The organism is Shewanella hanedai (assembly GCF_007197645.1).
Lineage (GTDB): Bacteria > Pseudomonadota > Gammaproteobacteria > Enterobacterales > Shewanellaceae > Shewanella > Shewanella hanedai.
Genome location: NZ_VKGK01000027.1, coordinates 35,832 through 58,448, shown reverse-complemented (window position 1 = coordinate 58,448; position 22,617 = coordinate 35,832). Strand labels below are relative to the sequence as shown.

General features: G+C 45.8%; 16 protein-coding genes. 9 read left to right on the top strand and 7 right to left on the bottom strand.

Translation table 11 applies throughout. The features are described 5' to 3' along the window. The first annotated feature begins 5 nt into the window (after positions 1-5). The 3 genes from FN961_RS19035 to FN961_RS19025 are packed head-to-tail and all read left to right on the top strand — an operon-like array spanning position 6 to position 4,922. Positions 6-1,847 (top strand): alpha-1,3-galactosidase-related protein, encoded by a 1,842-nt coding sequence (locus FN961_RS19035; protein WP_144041760.1) that lies wholly within the window; start codon positions 6-8, stop codon positions 1,845-1,847. Continuing rightward, on the top strand, positions 1,844-3,472 hold the full coding sequence (locus FN961_RS19030) for a sulfatase family protein (RefSeq protein WP_144041759.1): 1,629 nt from the start codon (positions 1,844-1,846) through the stop codon (positions 3,470-3,472). Before FN961_RS19035 ends, FN961_RS19030 begins: the two co-directional genes overlap by 4 nt. Further along, a complete protein-coding gene (locus FN961_RS19025; protein WP_144041758.1) occupies positions 3,453-4,922 on the top strand; it encodes a sulfatase in 1,470 nt (489 codons plus the stop codon). Before FN961_RS19030 ends, FN961_RS19025 begins: the two co-directional genes overlap by 20 nt. Before the next feature lie 298 nt (positions 4,923-5,220). Here the strand turns inward: FN961_RS19025 and FN961_RS19020 are convergent, their stop codons facing one another. Continuing rightward, positions 5,221-7,410 (bottom strand): tetratricopeptide repeat protein, encoded by a 2,190-nt coding sequence (locus tag FN961_RS19020; RefSeq protein WP_144041780.1) that lies wholly within the window; start codon positions 7,408-7,410, stop codon positions 5,221-5,223. 222 nt (positions 7,411-7,632) lie between these two features. After that, complete coding sequence (locus FN961_RS19015) at positions 7,633-8,718, bottom strand: hypothetical protein (protein ID WP_144041757.1); 1,086 nt, start codon at positions 8,716-8,718, stop codon at positions 7,633-7,635. A 166-nt stretch (positions 8,719-8,884) separates the two neighbouring features. On the opposite strand from FN961_RS19015, the gene FN961_RS19010 reads away from it, so the two are divergent. Continuing rightward, positions 8,885-9,229: a DUF417 family protein gene (locus FN961_RS19010; RefSeq protein WP_185972840.1), complete on the top strand. Its 345-nt coding sequence runs from the start codon at positions 8,885-8,887 to the stop codon at positions 9,227-9,229. Between the two features lie 223 nt (positions 9,230-9,452). On the opposite strand, the gene FN961_RS19005 is transcribed toward FN961_RS19010, so the two are convergent. The 5 genes from FN961_RS19005 to FN961_RS18985 all read right to left on the bottom strand — a co-directional run bounded on the left by FN961_RS19005 (position 9,453) and on the right by FN961_RS18985 (position 15,881). Beyond that, the gene (locus FN961_RS19005; protein WP_144041755.1) at positions 9,453-10,508 is read right to left on the bottom strand and encodes a porin; all 1,056 of its coding nucleotides are present in this window, start codon (positions 10,506-10,508) and stop codon (positions 9,453-9,455) included. 132 nt (positions 10,509-10,640) lie between these two features. Then, positions 10,641-13,505 carry an aminomethyl-transferring glycine dehydrogenase gene (gene gcvP / locus FN961_RS19000; RefSeq protein ID WP_144041754.1) on the bottom strand — a complete coding sequence of 955 codons (2,865 nt, stop codon included), beginning with the start codon at positions 13,503-13,505 and terminating at the stop codon, positions 10,641-10,643. Between the two features lie 67 nt (positions 13,506-13,572). Further along, a complete protein-coding gene (gcvH, locus tag FN961_RS18995; RefSeq protein ID WP_144041753.1) occupies positions 13,573-13,959 on the bottom strand; it encodes a glycine cleavage system protein GcvH in 387 nt (128 codons plus the stop codon). A 32-nt stretch (positions 13,960-13,991) separates the two neighbouring features. Then, the gene (glyA, locus tag FN961_RS18990; protein WP_144041752.1) at positions 13,992-15,287 is read right to left on the bottom strand and encodes a serine hydroxymethyltransferase; all 1,296 of its coding nucleotides are present in this window, start codon (positions 15,285-15,287) and stop codon (positions 13,992-13,994) included. Between the two features lie 90 nt (positions 15,288-15,377). Beyond that, positions 15,378-15,881, bottom strand: a complete 504-nt coding sequence (locus tag FN961_RS18985; RefSeq protein ID WP_144041751.1) for a serine dehydratase beta chain — start codon at positions 15,879-15,881, stop codon at positions 15,378-15,380. Between the two features lie 217 nt (positions 15,882-16,098). On the opposite strand from FN961_RS18985, the gene FN961_RS18980 reads away from it, so the two are divergent. The 5 genes from FN961_RS18980 to FN961_RS18960 all read left to right on the top strand — a co-directional run bounded on the left by FN961_RS18980 (position 16,099) and on the right by FN961_RS18960 (position 22,148). Beyond that, positions 16,099-16,731, top strand: a complete 633-nt coding sequence (locus tag FN961_RS18980; RefSeq protein ID WP_144041750.1) for a helix-turn-helix domain-containing protein — start codon at positions 16,099-16,101, stop codon at positions 16,729-16,731. A gap of 411 nt (positions 16,732-17,142) precedes the next feature. Continuing rightward, a complete protein-coding gene (locus FN961_RS18975; protein ID WP_144041749.1) occupies positions 17,143-18,522 on the top strand; it encodes an alanine/glycine:cation symporter family protein in 1,380 nt (459 codons plus the stop codon). A gap of 66 nt (positions 18,523-18,588) precedes the next feature. Continuing rightward, the gene (gene gcvT / locus FN961_RS18970; protein WP_144041748.1) at positions 18,589-19,707 is read left to right on the top strand and encodes a glycine cleavage system aminomethyltransferase GcvT; all 1,119 of its coding nucleotides are present in this window, start codon (positions 18,589-18,591) and stop codon (positions 19,705-19,707) included. Between the two features lie 121 nt (positions 19,708-19,828). Then, entirely contained in the window at positions 19,829-21,079 is a 1,251-nt protein-coding gene (locus tag FN961_RS18965; RefSeq protein ID WP_144041747.1) for a D-amino acid dehydrogenase, read from the top strand. A gap of 190 nt (positions 21,080-21,269) precedes the next feature. Then, positions 21,270-22,148 carry a LysR family transcriptional regulator gene (locus tag FN961_RS18960; RefSeq protein ID WP_185972839.1) on the top strand — a complete coding sequence of 293 codons (879 nt, stop codon included), beginning with the start codon at positions 21,270-21,272 and terminating at the stop codon, positions 22,146-22,148. The last annotated feature ends 469 nt before the right edge of the window (positions 22,149-22,617 follow it).

Sequence of the window (22,617 nt, the reverse complement as noted above, 5' to 3'; positions counted from 1 at the left end):
TAGCAATGGAAAGACGAACTTTTATTAAGTCAATGTCAGGCGTGCTAGCAGTGGCTACAAGCGTAGGCACGGTTTCAACCGCTCTTGCAAAGGATAAGCTCGTTTCAGTTGCTGAGTTTGGTTTGAAGCCTAATTCACGGGATGACTCTATTCCAGCGCTGCGCAAAGCACTGGCTTATTGTAAACAAAACCCTGGCACTACCTTGATATTTCCCCGTGGCCGTTATGATTTCTGGTACACACTGGCCGATCAGGATTTTTATTATCTATCTAACAATGATGACGGCATTAAACCGGTCGCTTTTCCGTTGACGGGCTTTAAAAATGTCACTATTGACGGACAAGGTTCTCGCTTTGTTTTTCATGGCGGTATGGTGCCGGCAATCGTGCGTGGTTCCAAAGGTATCACTCTCAAAAACTTCTCTATCGATTGGGATGTCCCTTTCAACTGCGAAGGCATTATCGAAGCGGTAAACAAGAAACAAAGCTATGTCGATGTACGTATTAAAAAGGGCTACCGCTATAAAGTTGAAAACAACCGATTCATCTTTGTTGGCGAAGGGTTTGAAAATCCTGTTATCAAAAACTTATTGGAGTTTGATACTAAAAAAGAGGAGCAAGCCTTCATGGCGCGTGACAATTTCCAACGTGAAATTCAGCCCGTCACCTCTGAAGTCAAACCCGGTGTTATTCGTATGAAAACCAAGTTCAACACTTGGCCAACGGTTGGTAATACTTTGCTAATCATGCAGGAGAAGCGTGAGTGGCCTGCATTTGCTATCCAAGACACCGACAATACTTGGATTGAAGATGTCACCATTCATCACTCTGGTGCAATGGGCGTTATCGCCCAGCGAGCCAACGGGGTTAAATTAGAAAGATTACAGGTACGCCCACGAGAGAACAATGGCCGTATCGTATCCACCACAGTGGACGCCACTCACTTCGTTAACTGTCGTGGTCATATTATCCTTAAAGATTGCCTGTTTCAGGGGCAGATTGATGATGGTACCAATATCCACGGTATGTATGGCCGTGTGGCAAAGATCCATAACCGCCACACAGCAACCTTCGAACTGGTGCATTACCAGCAGTTAGGCATTGATATTTTTGAAGCTGACAGCAAAGTGAATTTCAGCGATCTGGCCCTCAATGTGTTTCATGACAATGAGATTGCTTCTACAGTTCGCAAAGACGCGAAGTACTGGACAGTGACCTTCAAGCAGCCACTGGATAAGGCACTGAAGGTCGATGATGTGTTGGACAATCTCACTTGGCAACCAGATTATGTCATGATCTCCGGCAGTCGATTTATACGTAACCGCGCCCGTGGTGCCTTGGTGTCTGTACCAAGTAAAGTGATCATTGAAGATAACTATTTCCATACACCAGGCATGGGGATCAAGATAGGCTCTGGTGGCCTTAAGTGGTACGAATCTGGCCCAGTGACCTCAGTCGAGATCCGCAATAATGTATTCGATAACTGCAACTATGCCAAAGATGCAGCCCCCATTGATATCGTGCCTGGTCGCAGTAAAACTGAAACCTTGCCGTTCCATCAAAACATCAATATCTATCAAAATGAGTTCAGGGTATTCAACGGCAGAGTATTAACAGCCAGTCGCACCCACGGCGTTAATTTCGTTAATAATACCATTATCAAATCCGATGCATATCCAACAAAACCAAGTCGATTTGCGCCACTGCAGGTGGATCGCTCAACTCAATTTGTTCATACGGGTAACGATTTCATTGGTTTCCCTAAAGACAAAAAGCTGGTGTCCATCAATGAAGATAACAATAAACGTAAAACAGGTAAAAACGGTGTTGAGGTAGAAACTTCATGAAACATTTACTCGCCACATCTATCATCGCTTGCCTGCTGCCTCTTGGCAGTGCGCTGGCGGCTGACGCTGAGCCCCGTGACAATCTGTTATTTATCATGACTGACGAAATGAAGTCAGATGTGATGGGCGTGGCTGGCCATCCTATGGTGAAAACCCCTAATCTGGATAAGCTGGCAGCCCAAGGCACTTACTACAAAACCGCTTACACGGTTGCGCCTATCTGCTCTCCCTCTAGACGATCATTTTTTACCTCACGCTATCCTCATGTACACGGAGTCATCGACAACAATAAACAAGCCTTGGCTAATGATGGCGAAGTAGATTTACCGACCCTGCTCAAGCATGAAGGTTACAGCACAGCAATATCTGGCAAACTGCATTTTTATCCTGAGTGGCAGGACTGGAACTTTGATCATTTTTGGGCTCGCAGTAGCGAAGGCCCCAATCATGAAGAAACCTATCGCCAGTACATGTTTGCGAAATACGGTAATGATGCATTTAAGCCAGTGAAAGGCAGCGTGCTGTATCCCAAGGATCCACTGGGGCACGATTTAGGCAAGTACCAGTTCGCTAAAGAGGATTTCGAAACCTACTGGCTGACAGATAAAGCCCTTACGTATCTAACCCAACAGCAAAAAGCGCAAACCACAAAGCCATTTTTCTTGTTCCTTAGCTACAACGAACCCCACAGTCCATATCGTGCCACTGAGCCCTATGCATCAATGTACGATCCAAAGGCGATATCTGTTCCTGTTATTCCTGAGCATGCCAAAACCGAGCGTAAACAAGCTTTAGCAGACAAGATAAAAGGCAAGTCTCGTCACCTAATTGATGATGAACAGATGATGCGGGACTTAACCGCCCAGTATCTAGGCCACATCACTAATGTGGATGACAATGTCGGTCGGATACTCGACTACCTTGATAACTCAGGGTTAGCCGATAGCACCATCGTCGTGTTCAGTGCAGACCATGGCAATATGCTTGGCCAGCATGGCAAATGGTTCAAGGGCGTGATGCACGAAGGTTCAAGCCGAATTCCTCTGATTATTCGAGCGGGTAAAAATACCCAATACGCCAAAGTGATGAACCGTGGCAAGGTGGTTGAACAAATTGTTGAAAGTATCGATGTGATGCCGACCTTACTCGACATGCTCAACATCGATAAGCCTATCGGGATGCAGGGGCAATCTCTATTACCTCTCACGGCGGATAAAGCGGTTAATTGGAAGAATCACGCTTTTTCTCAGCGCTCTGATTACATGTTTAGACTGGACAATTTTAAGCTGATCCTGCCAGCCAAAAAAGGCAAACGCGGCGAGATAGAGTTATATGATCTCGTCAGTGACCCTCACGAACATAACAATCTGGCCAACGAGCCTGCCCACCAGCAGCGACTCGCCCAGATGAAAAATAGCATCAGTGAATGGCAAGCAAATAAGCCTGCGCCAATATCCGTTGCTGGGCTAACGCCACCAGCACATCTGTTTAACTCATCCGAGTTACGCCGAGACCATAAAAAGTCCAGCAAGGCCATGTTAGCTCATCATTCCAAGACTTTTCAGGCTGTAAAAGTTGATCCACAATCAAAAACCGGAGATAAAAATGACAATAAGAATCCGTAAATACCCAACCAAAATTTCTGGGTTATGTGCTCTGGCTTTGACCACAGCAGGGCTGACTGCTTGTGCGCCCGCACCTGAAATTGAGACTGCTAAAATACATGCTTCTAAAATGCAGACTTCTGAAGTCATTGATGTCAATCAACCCAATATTTTGATGTTGTTTGCCGATGATCTTGGCTGGACAGATCTGGGTTACCGTACAGGTCGCTGGGATACACCCAATATTGATAGTTTGAAGCAGCAAAGCCTCGAATTTACCAGAGCGTATGTGGCATCGCCAACCTGCAGCCCAAGCCGAGCATCGGTGATAACAGGTCAGCATCCTGCGAGATTGAAAATGCCTCGTCATATTCCTGATGGCAAAAAAGATCTGGGTTTTGATAAGTTTCATCGCCCCACCCAAGAGTTTCACCTCTTGCCAACGGATCCCGCTCAAGAACCGTCTCGAAACTACTTACCACTAGAGGTCACCTCCATCGCCGAGGCGGTTAAGCCGTTGGGGTATCACACTGCATTTTCGGGGAAATGGCATTTAGGTTCTGAAGATTATTACCCCATAAAGCAAGGCTTCGATGAGCAGTTCGGTGTATCAACGGCTGGTCATCCAAAGAGTTATCGAGCGCCGTTTTGGGAGGAGTATCGCAACCCTTACCCCGATGCTCCTAAAGGAAAATACCTGACAGAGCGTTTAACCGACGACGTGGTGAGTTTTATCGAAAATTACGACAAAGCTAAGCCGTTCATGTTGACCAATTTCTATTACACAGTGCACACGCCACATCAAGGCCCTAAAGCGGGAACCCAGAAATACTTGGATAAAGGACTGGATAAGAAATACGCCAACTTTGGTGCCATGGTCGAAGCATTGGATACCTCCGTCGGTCGTATTTTACAAGCCTTGGATGACTCTGGAATGGCAGACAATACCGTGGTTGTTTTCTATTCCGATCAGGGAGGTTACTTCACTAATGAGCCGCTAAGAGGCGGCAAAATGAGTGGCAAAGCACTTTATGAAGGAGGCGCCAGAGTGCCTTTACTCGTGCGTTGGCCGGGCGTCACACCTAAGGCTCAAAATTCTGAGCAATTGGTGCTGTCCACCGACATTCTACCGACCTTTGTGGACATTGCAGGCGGTAACCCCGACGATCTAAAAGATCTCGACGGCCAAAGTATCGTGCCGATGCTCAAAGGTGAGCTGTCTGAGCGTAAGCATGTGATTCTTTATCGTAACTACGAAGATGCCTACGCCGCAGTTATTGGTCAACGTTGGAAACTGGTGGCTTTTGTCTCGGGCAAGACCGAGCTTTATGATCTCTTGGTTGACCCCAGTGAGTCGACAGACTTGTCTGCTCAGCAACCTCAACGAGTGGCCCAACTGAAACAAACGTTATTGGAATGGCAACTGACAGTAGGCGTTAACCCAACGCTGAAACGCCCAGATCTGCTCTAGCAAGACTTGATGTATTTATTTACATGAAGAACGTTTCTGGACAGGCAACCGACATGTAAATTTTTGGTGCAATAGGCTTATCTTACGTACGGTGTATGTCAATCAGTATAAAGGTTTAGCATTTGAGTGCTTTTGCCTAAGTCATGACTTGCTCAGTTGTGACTTAGGCTTCTTTTTTCCTTTCGTTTATGCGCACTTTCATCTCATATCTATACCTTACTTTCTAACGTCCTTATCTCTCCTCTCACTGATGCTTTCTTTTGATTCATCCCCAACGTCAATCATCAACTCTTTATATTTACAATGATTGAAAGTAATTCAGCATCAGCTGGTTACCGGTCTTGCGAGAGTAGCCAATTCCGATATCCACTAACTGTGGAGAGGCTGGGTAAATGGTCAGGTACTGCTTAAGATAGTTAAGCGCATCCGTGGTTCTACCGTTGTGATCAAGCGCCACTAAGTAAACGTATTGATACTGGGTATTAGGCGGTGCCAGTTGAGCTGCCTGAGCAAGGTATCGCTCTGCAGATAGATAATCTTTGCCACGAATAAGGTGTAGCCCAAAACCATAGTTCAGATCCGCTGATTGTGGGTTGTGTTGCAGCCCATTTTCGAAAACACCTTTGGCCTTAGCTGTTTGTCCTGTTGCCCGATAGATATCGGCCAGATTCACATAGCTGGGCTCAAAGTAAGGATCGGTCATGATACTCGCACTCAGTTGCTGCTCAGCTTCCTGCCAGCGCCCCGTGGCCAATAACTGTAACCCTAGATTCAATCGCCCTTCACCTCGCCAAGCACTAACTTCATTCGCCCGTGTCAGCTCTTGATTCGCTTTTATCTTCGAATCGGTTCTCAAGGTTCTCGCTGCAGCAACCCGTACCGATCGCAGCGGATCATTTAATAAGGGCGTAAGTCCCTTCTTTCTATCGTCTTGAGACAATAGATAGCCCTGCTCCGCCGCAGCCAAACGGATCAATGGCTCAGGCGATCCCGCCAGAGTGCTAAACCAATCGGGGGGAATTTGTGTGTGGGTGACGGGTAAGAGCTGCAGTGCACTGGCACGGCTAATGGCTTCGATCGTGACATCATCGATGATATTTCGGTGCTGCGCAGCAGTAACAGGCTTTCCAGCTCTGAGGTTCATCAAGGCTTTTCGGTTCGGCTCAAGCTGCATATCACCACCAAACCATTGCTTAACCTTGCTACTCGCCCAGCTGGCGGTTTCATCTTCGTGGCAACGGTTACAGGCATTCGGTGTGCCTAAATTTTGACTAAGTGCTGGTCGGGGAATACTAAAACTATGATCTCTGCGGTCATCCACTCCCATGTAACGGGTTTGCGGCATGTGGCAATCAACACACTTACTGCCCGGCGTCCCGGCTTGATGATTTAAGTGACTCGATGTATTGAAGTGCTCTGGACTGTGACATTGCAAACACAAGCCGTTGCCCTCCGCTTTAAGCTTCATGGTGTGGCTATCATGACAATCTAAGCAATTAACGCCAGCGCTGTGCATTTTACTCTGCATAAAGGAGCCATATACATACACCTCCTCTTTGATCTGACCATCAACATGATACATAGGGGCGTTGATCAGTTGCGGTGAAAATTGATCCATAAACTTTTCATTTGGGCTAATTCCGTCAGTTAGCGGGCTGCGAAGTGAATGACAGGCGTAGCACGTTTCCATAAATTGGTTATTTCTAGGCTGCCCCTGCCAGGACGCTATCTTGGCTCCGGGAAGTCGCTGCCACATTCCTTTATCGTTGCGACTCATGGGATCGGTCAGTTTTGTACTTGTGCCTGTTTGTTCGTTAGCTGAAGGCTGAATATTAGACTGAGCATTAGAATGGGCTGACATGTCGCCATGGCAGGAGAGACAACCGACGTTGATGTTGTCCCATTTACTGTTGAAACTTTGTTTGCTCAAGGAGTAGTTGCGCTCAAGTCCATCGGAGTGGCAATCGGCGCACATGCCGTTCCAATTCTGTAAAGGTTGGCGCCAATGTAATCTATCATTAGGCGAGATCTCTTCGCTCTGGTAGTTATGATACCAACGCTGCCCGCCCTCCACTTTGCTCCGACTATCCCAAGCAAAGGGCAACACCTGCAGTTTTCCTTTATCGGTATCCACTAGATATTGTTGCAGTGGATAGTGACCGAAGCTGTATTTCACTTCAAAAGTCTGACTCTTGTTACCGGGGTATTGATCATTTTTGTCATAGCTAACATCAGCAAAAAAGGTGTCTGCTTTACGGTAAAAGTAAACTTTTTGGCCGTGGTGTCTGGCATCGGCTCCTGAAAAATCTCCGAGTACGGTCTCTGGTGTCGCAACGGCCATCGCCTTGGCATGATCTGATGTTTGCCAGTGTTTGGCCTCTTGTTGGTGACAGGCAATGCAGTTGGCATTGCTTTTCGGCTCAGCTTTTTCCATCGCCAATAGCGTAGGGGAAAACCAAAAAATCATCAAAATACACAGACGCAGCACAGACACTCCAAACCTTCGACATGCCTTGCCGTGACAGGCAAATGCAGTGAAGATGTTATTTTTTGTTAATTATCATATAAAATTTAGCACTCAAGTACTATCTATCTATCTATAAATAAATCAGTTTTTGACAAAAATGATGAAACAAACTCAAAAAGGGCAAGCCCACTACACTTTAGTAGGCGCTGCCCTTTGGAAGATTTATTATCCTAACAGTAGTTGTTAGTTGTTAGTTTTAAGATTCAACCTAGCGTCCTGCATAGGGTCATCTTGCAGATACGTAGAACTGACCTTGGCCATAGCACTGAGCTTAGGTAACTCCGCCATTGCACCGTGAAGACGATCTGCGCCATGGTTAATAGCTCTGTGAATATTGTCAGCTTTAGTTTCAGTTTGGATATAGATCGGGTTACCAGCATTACCTTTGCGTCTCAAGTAATAAGTAACGTCGCTACTGTTATTTTCATCACCAATATCAGTAACACCCAGAGAATTATTACCTAATATACAGCGGCCAGGTGCCTGTTGTAGGCAGTAGTCCATTAGCGTATTTACAAAAGCAGGTTTTTTAGCCCACCCATTTTCATAATCCTTCCACATGTTGTACGCCATACCAATATGAGTTCTTGGCCATTTACTGGCGGCAACTCGAATTTGCCATTTCAAGCAGTTCTCATCTTTTGCCAGCGTCAGACCATTGTCACGCATGATATCGATATTCTTACGGCCATCATCACGGTTGTTATCTCTTGGGTTACGCCACATGGTCTCGGCATTGTGGGTCATACAACCGGAAACTGCGACTTCTCTAAGCAGAGGGTGGCTGTCATACTTTGCACCTAACTTAGTCTGAAAATTGCTCCACAAGGGACGAAACTTTTTGTTTTTCCAGTAAAACGGCATATTGCCTTGCTTACTGTTTTTATATTGGGCAAAAAATTGCCCCGTCTCCGATCCCACCCATGCTGGGGAATAAATACCAGCAAAAACTCTTAACTTAATGCCAAGCTTGTTGGATGGATGAGCATTGTTCCAAGTTGTTACCGCAGAAATGGCTTGATCGAGAATGTTGTTTGATTTTATGGCGCCATTTTTTGTAGGTTGTAAATGTGCCCATTCGGCTTGAACTACTATACCATCGACGTGATTTGCCCAACTTGAGCCATTAGGATTATCAAAATTATTACGTTGGCCGGGCGTGCCACTGTGATCACCACGTAGAACAAAACCTTCTAGTCTATCTTTTGCACTAACCTGAGCACTGCTAGCTGTTAGGCAAACTAACAGAGTTGCAAGTAAATGTTTCATAATATTACCTTTTATAATAATAGTTATTAACCACCAGCAGTACATCTAGTACCTCTGGCACTGACAGGTTTCAATGACTGCTGACTATCGAAACAGAGTGTCTCGGTTTGACCGATCAAAAAACACACAACAAACCAACACTATTATGTATCATATGTATTATTATATGACAATAGTATACTACCTAAATTTACATTCACTCACAGTTAAGTTTCGATTAGTGATTTTTCTTGGTAGCGTAGAGATCATGATTGGATTACTGATTTTAGGCCGCTTTATACACCCAATTTTATCGGCTATTGGTGGTTTACTTTCAATCGCACTATTTACCGTCACTTTGGGCATGATGATATTTTTACCGGGCATAACAACAGAAGCAAGCTTTCCAACACTGAGTTTTGTTGGTGAGTTTTTACTAAAAGATATCGGCTTATTTGCCGCGTCTGTATTTATTGCTGGCAATAGCTTAGCAGCGTTATCATCTCGCTTTGGCAGTTCTCAAGAATCCTAATAGTAAATAATCCGTTCTGTGTAAGCTTAAGAGTTATTAACCTTAAGTTTACTAAGCACAACCAAATGAGAGGTCATCTTAGTATGGGGAATAAGACTGTATTTTAAGATAAAAAGGGCTTACTCGAACGGTACGAGTAAGCCACTCACAAGCAATAGTGATAAGGGGTGGAGACGGGGTGAATAGTAAATGGTTACCCTTTTACCTGTAATCGATACAGGGTTTAAAAGCCGTAATCAAAGTCATAGCGCATGCCAACCATCAACTGGTCGTTATCTTCGCGGTAATCAAATGCCACTTTTTGGTATTCAACAAATAGACGAAAATCAGCTGTCCCTTGCCACTCTAATGTAGCGTTATAGGCGGTGTAATCACCAGAAACAAGATCGTTTAAACCATCATCGAATGCCGAGATCCCAGCTTTTACTTTATAGATCTCGGTGATTGCATATGCAGCCACAACATCCAAAGTTGAACCGCTGACGTCATCCACTTCTATATCCTGATACGCAGCAGCGACATAAAGCGGACCGAAGTTTTTCGCCAGTGATGCACCGTAGGTGTGCTCCTCCTTGCCGTCATTTAGCTCCTTGCTGTAATAAGCAAAGGCTGCACGGATGAAATCTGTGTTGTACTCTAGTCCCGTGTTGAAAAAGTCGCTGGCGTTATCGGGTCTGCTGCCATCAAATTGAGAATCCACCGAGAAGCTCAGATCGCCAACACTCTTACGGTAAGTCACTAAATTATTGACACGAAATGGGCTCACGCTGTCATAAGCCAATGGCGTTGCTGCGCGGTTAAAAATATCAACCGGATCGCCAATGATGCGATATTGAGTCGATGACTGTTTACCAATAGCCACACGTCCAAAATCTCCCTTGATACCGACATAAGCCTTACGCGCTTCACCGAAATCTCCATTAGCTTGAATGTTGACTTTGAACTCTCCACGGGCAAATGCGACCAATGAATCATTCACTTTATGCTCTGTGTAAAGCCCCAAGCGAGACAGCGCATCACCGACATCCCACACATCATCAGAGTCTGTACGGGTCACGCCAAATGTGGGGCGCAATGAACCGTAAAAATTAATACTGGTATTGGATGCTTCACCACTCACTTTTTCATCGACTTCCAATGCAGCCAATCTTTGCTGAATCGCATTCAGCTCTTTTTGTAACTCCTCTTTACTCACGCCATCATCATTAGCATGAGCCACTGACATTGGGAGTGCTAAAGCCAAAGTAAGCAGTGATAGTTTTACTGTTTTATTTTGCATTTTTACATCCTTGAACATTATAAAACAATGACATACAACAATAATTGACATTGCAATGGGTAAGTCTTCCCTAAGAGCTGCGCAAACGCAGCCCGTAAAAAGGGAAAAACACGTAAACTTGGGGGTTAGTGATTAATCACGGTAGCTATCGATGTCAGGGCAACTGCAGATAAGATTTCTGTCGCCATACACATTGTCGATACGATTGGTGCTGGGCCAAAATTTGGCGTGAGTTTGGTTAAGCCCAGGGAAACAAGCGACCTTGCGTGAATAGGGATGATGCCACTGATCTTGGCTCAGATCGTTCATGGTATGGGGAGCATTTACCAAAGGATTATCTGTTAACGTCCACTCTCCATTTTCCACTTTGGCGATTTCGGCACGTATCGTCACCATGGCATGAACAAATTTGTCCAGTTCAATCAGTGATTCACTCTCAGTCGGCTCTATCATCAAGGTCCCTGCAACAGGGAATGACATGGTCGGCGCGTGGAAACCAAAATCCATCAGGCGTTTAGCCACATCCTCTTCGCTGATCCCCGAGCTCTCTTTAAGGGGGCGCAGATCGATGATGCACTCATGAGCAACGCGGCCGTCTTCACCGAGATAAAGCACAGGGTAATGAGGGCGCAGCTTTTCCATCAGGTAGTTGGCATTCAATATCGCAAGCTCAGTCGCCTGAGTCAGACCTTCAGCTCCCATCAGCGCGATATACGCCCACGAGATAGGCAGAATAGAAGCACTGCCTAAGGCCGTCGCCGCAATGGCGCCGGGGGTTTGATGAATACTGTGTCCTGGCAAAAATGGCGCAAGGTGAGATTTAACACCGATTGGCCCCATACCGGGTCCGCCGCCACCGTGTGGAATGCAGAAGGTTTTGTGTAGATTAAGATGGGAAACATCTGAGCCAATAAAACCCGGTGATGTTAATCCCACTTGAGCATTCATATTGGCGCCATCGAGATACACTTGGCCACCAGCGGCATGTACCCGCTCACATATCTCACGAATACCGCCTTCATAAACACCGTGTGTCGATGGATAAGTGATCATGATGCAAGACAGACGCTCTGCATGCTCCTCAATCTTGGCGGCCAAGTCATCAATATCCACATTGCCTTTAGCATCGCAACCCACAATCACCACCCGCATCGACACCATAGACGCACTGGCAGGATTGGTACCGTGGGCTGAACTTGGGATCAAGCAAACATTACGGTGTAGATCCCCACGGCTAGCATGGTATTTCTGAATAGCGATTAAACCAGCATATTCCCCCTGCGCACCTGAATTAGGTTGTAAGGAGAATGCATCGTAACCGGTAATGCGCTTGAGCATCTCACTCAAGGAATCGCTGATCTCTTGATAACCCACGGTCTGCTGCGCTGGCGCAAACGGGTGTAACTGGCCCAACTCAGGCCAGGTCACGGGGATCATCTGCGCCGTTGCATTTAACTTCATGGTGCAGGAGCCAAGTGGGATCATCCCATGCGTGAGTGAGAAATCTTTGTTTTCTAGTGACTTCAAATAACGTAGCATTAATGTTTCGCTGTGATATTGATTAAACACCTTATGAGTCAGGTAGCGTGACTCGCGGTGACAATCCACTGGAATCGCCGCAAACTCATCACTTGATGCCTGAGCTTCAAAGTCGCTAACCCGCAAGACTTGACCCGTGATAGCCAACCAAAGCGCTTCGATATCATCAGCGCTGGTGGTTTCATCAATACTGATCCCTAAGCGGCTCGGCAGTAGACGTAAGTTAAGGCCAGCATCCAAAGCACGCTGGTAGATTGCTTGAGTCTGTTCATTGGTTTCTATGGTTAGCGTGTCGAAAAAGGCCTCATGAGTTAATTTAAAACCTGTCTCTTTCAAACCTAAAGCCAAGATGGCTGTTAGATGGTGTACTCGTCGGCCAATCTTCTTCAACCCTTCAGGTCCATGATAAACAGCATAGAAAGCCGCCATATTGGCCAGTAAAGCCTGAGCAGTACAGATGTTTGAGGTCGCTTTTTCACGGCGAATATGTTGCTCACGGGTCTGCATCGCCATGCGTAAAGCTTGCTTGCCTTTGCTATCGATTGATACACCTATCACTCGACCTGGGATCGTCCGTTTGTATTTTTCTCGGGTGGACATAAATGCCGCGTGAGGGCCGCCGAATCCCATGGGAACACCGAAACGTTGTGAGCTACCAATAACCACATCTGCGCCCATCTCGCCCGGTGCCTTGAGCAGGGTGAGCGCCAGTAAATCTGTCGCCACAGCCACTAAGGCTTTCTTTTCTTGAGCTTGTTGAATCAACTGTTCAAGGTTTTGCACTTGCCCTGTGGTGCCTGGATATTGTAGCAAGGCACCAAATACTTCCATCTTAGGCAGCTCACTGGCCGGCGCCACCACGATATCAAAACCAAAACAGTGGGCTCGGGTTTTCATCACATCTAAGGTTTGAGGGTGAACATCACTGGCCACAAAAAACAGGTTACTCTTACTCTTTCCTGCGCGTTTACACAGTGCCATCGCTTCGGCAGCTGCTGTCGCTTCATCCAACATAGAAGCATTGGCTAGCTCCATGCCTGTCAGATCAATGATCATCTGCTGATAGTTCAGCAACGCTTCGAGTCGACCTTGAGCTATCTCTGGTTGGTAAGGCGTATAGGCCGTGTACCAACCTGGGTTTTCCATCACGTTGCGTAAAATAACCTTAGGGACATGGGTATCGTAATAGCCTTGGCCAATGTAACTTTTATTGATCACATTCTTAGCAGCGATGGCCTTAAGCGTCGCTAACATCCCCGCTTCGCTCTGGGCAGGTTCGAGCGCTAAGCCTTGATGCAATCTGATATTACTTGGTACCGTTTGATCGATAAGCGCCGCAACAGAGTCACAGCCTATCGTTGCTAACATCAGTTGCTTTTCCGCTTCATCGGGCCCGTTATGGCGCGCGATAAACTCGTTCTCTGTGCCCAGTTGGGCCAATAAATTGCTATTACTCATCTCATCCCCAAGGATATTGCTGGCCATCAAAATCAGCTAGTCCAGCTGTTTAATCGAGTTGTTCTGCTTAGCTATCTAAGCTTGCAACATACGAGTCAAAATTCATCAGCGACTCAAGCTCTTGCGGGTTCTCGAGTTTAATCTTGGCAATCCAACCGTCTTCAAACGGTGAGTCATTGACGATTTCAGGGCTATCATCCAACGCTTCATTAACCGCAATAATCACGCCCGATACTGGCGCATAGACATCCGATGCCGCCTTAACCGACTCCACCAGCGAGAAATTTTCGGTGGCAACGGTCACGTCACCCTCTTCTGGCAACTCAACAAACACCACGTCACCAAGTAACCCTTGGGCATGTTCAGATATTCCCACTGTCACAGTGCCATCGCCATTGTCCTTCACCCATTCGTGAGTAGTGGCAAACTTATAATTAGACTCGACTGAACTCATTGCTTAATTCCTATTTTTTATTGTTTAATTGATTAGCGGTACAGAGGAAATCTTGCACACAGTGCTTGTACTTGCTTGAGCACAGTCGACTCAACTTGACTGTTGTCATCGGGATTTGCAGCTAATCCATCGAGCACCTCGCCAATCCAGTGACCAATTTGAGTGAACTCACTCTGCCCGAATCCTCGACTGGTGCCCGCAGGCGTGCCTAAACGTATGCCCGACGTAACCATAGGTTTTTCAGTATCAAAGGGAATGCCATTCTTATTACAGGTGATCCCGGCGCGCTCTAAACTCTCTTCCGCTTTATTCCCTTTTAAGCCTTTAGGCCTAAGGTCTACCAACATCAGGTGAGTATCTGTGCCATTGGTGACAATATCGCAGCCGTGCTCTTGCAAGGTCTTAGCGAGAGTCTTGGCATTGCTGATCACTTGCTCAATATATTGGGTAAACTCAGGTTCCAACGCTTCGCCTAGTGCGACGGCCTTAGCGGCTATCACATGCATCAGCGGCCCACCTTGTAGACCAGGGAATACCGCCGAGTTTATTTTCTTGGCAATATCTTCATGATTCGTCAACACCATTCCGCCACGGGGTCCACGCAATGTTTTGTGGGTTGTTGTCGTGACAACGTGGGCGTGAGGGAGGGGGTTTTGATGATAGTTAGTGGCAATCAAACCTGCGATATGGGCCATGTCGACCATGAGATAAGCCCCCACTTCATCGGCAATGGCTCTGAAACGGGCAAAATCTATCTCACGCGGAATCGCTGAACCTCCAGCAATGATCATCTTAGGCTTATGCTCGCGAGCCAACATCTCTACCTGATCAAAATCGATTGAACAGCTATCTTGGAGCACACCATATTGAATGGCATTAAACCACTTACCTGACTGCGCTGGACGTGCACCGTGAGTCAAGTGACCACCAGCATCCAGTGACATGCCGAGAATCGTATCACCGGGCTGAAGCAGCGCCTGAAAAACAGCACCATTAGCTTGCGCGCCAGAGTGAGGCTGCACATTCACAAACCCTGCACCAAACAGTGCCTTAGCTCTATCTATAGCCAACTGCTCGACGATATCGACAAATTCACAACCACCGTAATAGCGGCGGCCTGGATAACCCTCGGCATATTTGTTGGTTAATAAAGTTCCCTGCGCTTCCATCACCGCCTTCGACACAATGTTTTCAGACGCTATGAGCTCTATCTGCTCCTCTTGTCGTTTGGTTTCAAGATTGATAGCGGCCTGAATCTTGTCATCAGTACCAGCTAATCCTGCGGCAAAAAAATGTTCGAGTTCTTTGGAGGTGTAGATGCTTTTCATTCTGTTTCCTTAAATTGGCAAGTGATCGCGTTAAATAACCACGCCACCTTGCAAAGTTTTTATCTATATCGACATCATTACCCAAGCAGCTTAATGCACGGTGTTGATGACGCCATCTAGCTCGAATGCTTCCAATACTGCGCCACCACCGACAGAGAAATATGTACGCTGCAACACGATCTCGCCATGGTCATCAATAGCCGTCACCGTCAACCCATTAGGATGCAGAGGAAGTGTCTCTTGGTTATGGAAGTTAAGGTGTTGCTCTGAAGAGAAGTAAACCCAGTGCTTGCCTGCCAATGGCAGCTCTCCGGTGTCTTTTACTATGGCCAGTAATTGAGGGATATCATCGGATGGGAGCTTATCGGGCGTCTCTGCCATCAAGCCTAATACACAGGCATTGTCTGTGGCATGCTCCTTACCGGTGAGCGCTAAGGTGCCATACAGATCAACGCTAACTTCAGATACCTTATTCAATAAATCATCTGACATGAGTAATTTGGCGAATCGATTACAGGCCACCATAGGGCCCACAGTATGAGATTTCGACGGGTTGATGCCGATATTAAACGGGTCAAAAATACTGTGTGGCATTGACGTTTCTCCAAAGCTAGAAGCAGTTCACATTTTATAAACATATCAGTCTTAATTTTCACAAACAACATAAAAGTTTCCTATAGGAAACTTAATTTACTATTTGGTATATTAGTGATTGATTTATAAGATTGTTTATTTTGTGTTAGATCTGTTCATCTGCTGACCCGAATATGCAACAATAGTTAAAACCTCAGGAGAGATAGTCATTAAGCATATGAAAAACAAAAATGAGACTGACTCAGCTCCCTCGATGAACATAGTCAGGAACGAAGGCGGCAATGAGCCAAAAGTAAAAACCGTTCATATCGGCCAGCAAGTTAAGGCGATAAGAACGCAAAATAAGTTCACGTTAGAAGAAGCTAGCCGTCGAACAGGTCTGGCTAAATCCACCTTATCAAAAATTGAAAATGAGCAGATATCGCCGACATTTATGGTGTTGCAGAAACTAGCTGCTGGACTGGAAATAGATCTACCTCAGCTGTTCACTCAGCCAAGTAAAGTCCAAGCCAGCGGGCGAAGAGATATAACCAAAGCCAATACAGGCAAGGCTCATCTGACACCAACCTATGAGCACGAACTGCTCGCGACAGAACTCAGTAATAAGAAAATGTTGCCCTACAAGACCTGCATTCGTTCGAGAAGCTTCGATGAATACGGCGATTGGATCCGCCATGAAGGTGAGGATTTTTTGTTTGTACTCGAAGGTGATATTCAATTATTCACAGAGTTCTATGAACCCGTACTCTTAAGTAAAGGTGATAGCGCCTATTACGATGCCACCATGGGTCACGCAGTTATATCCATCAGTGAACAAGATGCTCATATCCTCTGGGTCACCTCCACCTAATACGCTGCCACCATATAGTTAACCCCCTACAACAGAAGAGTTGTCTCTTCTGTTGTTTGCTTCACCACATTCAATAAAAACCCCATACGCATCGCTTACCTTGCCGGATTAAATAGTCATAAAAACTGTAAAACAATTCACCATCAGATAATTAATCTCAAAGACCAGTCCCGACTCAGCACAAATTTAAAATTAAATATCTAGAACATTCTATAATTTAGTCAACAACTTAGATTACTAATATAAGTTATTGATGCCGCTGATTAAAAATTAACCCTTGAATAATATTCGCAAAAGCTCTAGTTTTTTCACTATTGGAAACTTTGTACCTACAAAAAACAAACATTTGACCATTAAAGAGTCAGAACAAATTGAAGTAACAAAAAATTATAATAAAACTAGAGGTTAACAATGGAATTTATTACAAGCGCTATCACATACATTAACGGCATCGTCTGGGGACTTCCGATGCTTATCGCCATTTTAGGTGTCGGCATGTTCCTGACCATAGGCCTGAATTTAATGCCTATCTTAAAATTGGGTTCAGGATTTAAGCTCCTTTGGCAAGGCCGTATTCCAGAAAAAGATAAAAAGATAAAAGGTGAGATCAGTCCTTTTAATGCCTTAATGACCTCCCTTTCGGCAACGATAGGAACCGGTAACATTGCCGGCGTCGCCACCGCCATCTTCCTCGGTGGCCCCGGCGCACTCTTCTGGATGTGGTGTACAGCACTAGTCGGCATGGCAACCAAGTTTGCCGAAGCCGTGCTCGCGGTAAAGTACCGAGAAATTGATGAGAATGGTAATTACATCGGTGGCCCTATGTATTACATCAAAAATGGTCTCTCCAAGAAGTGGGCTTGGCTTGGTACCGCTTTCGCTCTATTTGGATCCATTGCCGGTTTCGGTATTGGTAATACAGTACAAGCAAACTCAGTCGCCAACGCCATCGAATCAAACTTTGGTGTTGCCTCTTGGATTACCGGCCTCGTGATGATGGTCTTAGTTGGCCTGGTATTGATGGGCGGAATCAAACGTATCGCAGATGTCGCCGGTAAACTCGTCCCATTAATGGCCACTTTCTATATTGCAGGTGGTATCGCCGTGTTGATTGTTAACGCCGCTGAATTACCTGCAGCACTCATGCTTATCTACAAGAGTGCCTTTACTGGCACCGCCGCAGAAGGTGGATTTGCAGGTGCTGCAGTGTGGGCCGCTGTTCGTTTTGGTGTCGCACGTGGTGTGTTCTCTAACGAAGCTGGCCTAGGTAGTGCGCCAATTGCTCACGCCGCTGCACAGACAAACAACCCCGTCGCCCAAGGTTTAGTGGCCATGTTAGGCACGTTTATCGACACCTTAGTTGTTTGTACCATTACCGGTCTTGCGATTATCGTCACTGGCGAGTGGACCAGTGGTACAACCGGTGCTGAGCTTACTTCAGCAGCATTTGGATCATCTATCCCATACGGTAACTATATTGTTGCTATTGCTCTGTCCATCTTCGCCTTCACCACGATTTTAGGTTGGAGCGTTTACAGCGAGAAGTGTGTTCAATACCTACTTGGCGTCAAAGCTGTTGTTCCTTTTAGAGTGCTTTGGATCTTGGTTGTCCCAATTGGCGCAGTAAGCTCATTAGAATTTATCTGGTTACTGGCTGATACATTAAACGCCATGATGGCCATTCCAAACCTTATTGCTTTAGCCTTACTAAGCCCTATTGTATTTAAGCTGAGTAAAGAGTATTTCCGCAAAGAAGCTGACGGCGCAGAAGTAAAAGCTGAAGAGTCTTAATGCCCCATTTTAATTTGTCATAAATATAACCGCCCTGATTGATCTGGGCGGTTTACGGAGTTGAGCATGACACAAGCACTAAAAAAGACCCCTTGTTATCATTTACACCTAGAAGCTGACGCTAAAATGGTGCCTTTTGCTGGCTATGATATGCCAGTTCAGTACGCCTTAGGCGTTAAAAAAGAACACTTACATACTCGCGCTGCCGCTGGGCTATTTGATGTCTCTCATATGGGTCAACTTAGGCTGCACGGCACTGGTGCTGCCAAATTTCTAGAGAGCTTGGTTCCGGTGGATATCATTGATTTACCTCAAGGTAAGCAACGTTACGCACTCTTCACCAATGAACAAGGCGGGTTACAGGACGACCTTATGGTCAGTAATCTAGGCGATCATCTTTTTGTGGTCGTGAATGCCGCCTGTAAAACCCAAGATATTGCCCACCTACGTGCTCATCTACCTGAAGATGTCACTCTTGAAGTACTTGAAGACAGAGCGCTACTGGCACTGCAAGGCCCTTTAGCCGCGAGTGTCATGGCAAGGCACGTTCCTGAATCTTCTGCCATGGTATTTATGGACTCACAAGTACTCAATTTCGCTGGGGTTAAGTGTATCTTTGGCCGAGCCGGTTACACAGGAGAGGATGGTTTCGAGATATCGATTCCCGCTGAACACGCAGAACGATTAACCCGCCTTTTGCTCGCAGAAGCTGAAGTTGAATGGGTAGGATTAGGTGCTAGAGATTCCCTTAGGCTTGAGTCTGGGCTCTGCTTATATGGCCATGATATCGATACAACCACCACTCCTGTTGAAGCCAGTTTGCTCTGGGCCATCAGTAAAAACCGTCGTACTGACGGACTGCGTGCTGGCGGTTTCCCCGGCGCAGAACTCATACTCGACCAAATTGCTACCAAAGATGTCAGCCGCAAACGTGTTGGCATGAAAGGACTAAGCAGGGCACCAGTCCGTGAAGGAGCCGAATTGTTTAATGCCGAAGGCGAAAAGATAGGTATTGTCACCAGCGGCACTGCGGGTCCCAGTTGTGGATTCCCCGTTGCCATGGGATATGTCGCGACTCACTATGCACGCTTAGATACAGAGATTTTTGCCGAGGTCAGAGGAAAGATGCTGCCGATGCAAATAGCCAAAATGCCTTTCGTCGAACAACGATATTTTCGAGGCTAGTTCCGCTAATTAACTCGATTAAACTTAGCCAAAACCCCCTTTCTCCACTCAATGACTCAATTGAGTGCAAAAGGGGAATACCTTGAATCTCAGGTGAGTCTCTCTATCCGTAAGGAATTATATGCAGGTTTTTGTACTTGGTGGTGGGGTTATTGGTTTAACCTCGGCTTGGTATCTGGCACAAGCAGGCCATGAAGTTACCGTGATAGAGCGTCAGCTACATAGCGCTGAAGAGACCAGTTTTGCGAATGCCGGTCAGATATCTTACGGTTACTCCTCTCCATGGGCTGCGCCTGGCATCCCCACCAAAGCGTTAAAATGGTTGATTCAAAAACACGCGCCATTAAAAATCAAACCCAGCATTTCACCAGAACTCATCTCTTGGGCAAGTAAAATGTTGGCTAACTGTAATCAAGCCAGTTATCAAATAAATAAGTCTCGCATGTTGCGCGTAGCCAATTACAGCCGCGACTGTTTAATTCAGCTGAGACAAGATCATGCCATCGATTACGAGGGGCGTCAGCAAGGCACCTTACAAGTGTTTAGGCAACATGCCCAGATAGAAGCGGTGGCCAAAGATATCAAACTGCTCCAAGAAAGTGGCACTCGATATCAAGAGCTGGATGTCGAGGCATGTATTCGAGCAGAACCTGCGTTAGCCAATGTGCGAGACAAGATTGTTGGTGGGCTGCGTCTACCCGATGATGAAACCGGTGATTGCTATCTGTTTTGCCAGCAGTTAACCACCTTAGCTAAACAAGCGGGCGTTACCTTTAAATTCGGCACCGAAATCAACAGTCTTTACCAGATTGACGGCACAATAAGTTCGGTATCGACCAGCGAAGGTGAGCTCAGTGCTGACGTTTATGTGGTCGCAATGGGCAGTTACTCAGCCTCATTATTACGGCCATTAGGCTTATCTATTCCGGTCTATCCCGTGAAAGGCTATTCATTAACTTTGCCAGTGCTTAATAGCGAGTACGCTCCAGTGTCGACGGTGATGGATGAAACTTATAAGGTCGCCATCACCCGCTTTAATCAACGTATTCGTGTCGCTGGCACCGCGGAACTCTCGGGATATAATCTCGATTTAAGTCAGCAGCGAAGAGAGACTATCGCCATGGTCGTCAATGATCTGTTCCCACAAGGTGGTGATATGGAGCAAGCCGAGTTTTGGACAGGACTCAGGCCTATGACTCCAGATGGCACGCCGATTATCGGTAAAACACCTATATCAAACTTATTTACCAATACAGGTCACGGCACCCTTGGCTGGACCATGGCCTGTGGCTCAGGAAAATTACTCGCGGATCTCGTCAGTAATGTAAAGCCGGATATCGATCCTAAAGGGCTAGATATTTATCGCTATTAATCTCTTATTCATCCATTAATAGGGTAGAAGTAGACTAAGAGTGATAGGTTTGATTAAAGCTCATAAAAGTAACACACGATGTAGTAGGAGTGTTTAACACATAAACTCAGACCAAATGACCTCTCCGATTAGCTCACTACCTGTTTTTTCTCCGTAGGAACACATGTTTTGCCCTCTAGGAGGTTATCTCGTGCTTAATGATATTTCACTGTTCGTCAAAATCTGCCGCTTCAAGTCATTCAACGATGCTGCTAACCAACTCGGACTCTCGCTAGCCACCATAAGCCGTAAAATCAACCAATTGGAAAAGAGCTTAGGCACAAGTTTATTTTTCCGCGATAAGAATGGATTAACACTCACTTTGGCGGGAAACGAGATTTTAAGTTCTTGTCAGCCATCGATTGAACATTTAGAGGAGATCCTCAGCTCCTTAGAGGTAAAGAACTACTGTGATAAAGGCAGCGTCATGTTTGTAGCCCCAACCAACTTCATCTCCCGCTTATTTACTGAGAAGTTTTTCGATGAGTTCTTTACTGAACATCCGGATATTATGGTGAATTTTGACCTAAGTAATGAACGCTGCAACCTCAACCAGAAACAGTTTGATCTCGCCATGCGTTTTGGCGATTTAGAAGATTCTGGCTTTATTTGTAAAACCATAGGTAAAGCGGAATATATCTTAGTAGCATCGCCTAAGTTAATTGAGGAGTATGGCCAACCGAATACCTTAAGTGAGCTAGATATGTTGCCTAAAATCATCTTCTCCCCCATTCGTAATTGGCAATTTACATCAACTGAAACTGGATTAGTCGACTATTACCCTCAGGGTGATTTTATCTCTAATGATGTTGCCCTGTGTATTAGTCGAGCTTTAGCTGGACATGGCGTCGGCTATTTAGCCAAACTCTATATCAAAGAGGAGTTATTGAAAGGGGAGTTAGTCGCACTATTGCCTCAGTATCAGCCGCAACATCGCTTAATCAATCTACTCTGGCCGAGCAAACCCGTTCCCTATCGCACCCGACTCTTGATAGATTATCTGGCCAAGAAGTTAGCTAAACCATACTAGGTAACCTGAACTGGGGATAAGCAGTGCCGCCTAATACCAATCAGTATAAAGATTTGATCGCTCAGCGAGAGTTTCGCGGTTCTGAGGCAAGGCAGCGAGTGAAGAGCATAGTTATTCTACGGTTAAGCTCGTTAACACAGCATCAGAACCGCTAAAACTCGCCTGTAAGGAGTGTTTTTGACTGCCTACTTCTGCGTTGAATGAACTCACAAGGGAACAACCATTATGTCATCCATTCGCCTTGAATTAGTTTGCCAAAAAACACTCTGAGTAGATCAACTTCTTATACTGATTGGTATAATACCGCTATTATCGCCCCTATCTGTGTTGAGGTTTCTAGCAATAGCCAGCTATTACGTACGAAACCTCGCCTTGATATAGACAATAATCTCGGCATCGAGCAAAACGGTTAGGTATATGAGAATTAAGATGGATGGTAAGATTCTGATTTAAAATGATATATTAGATT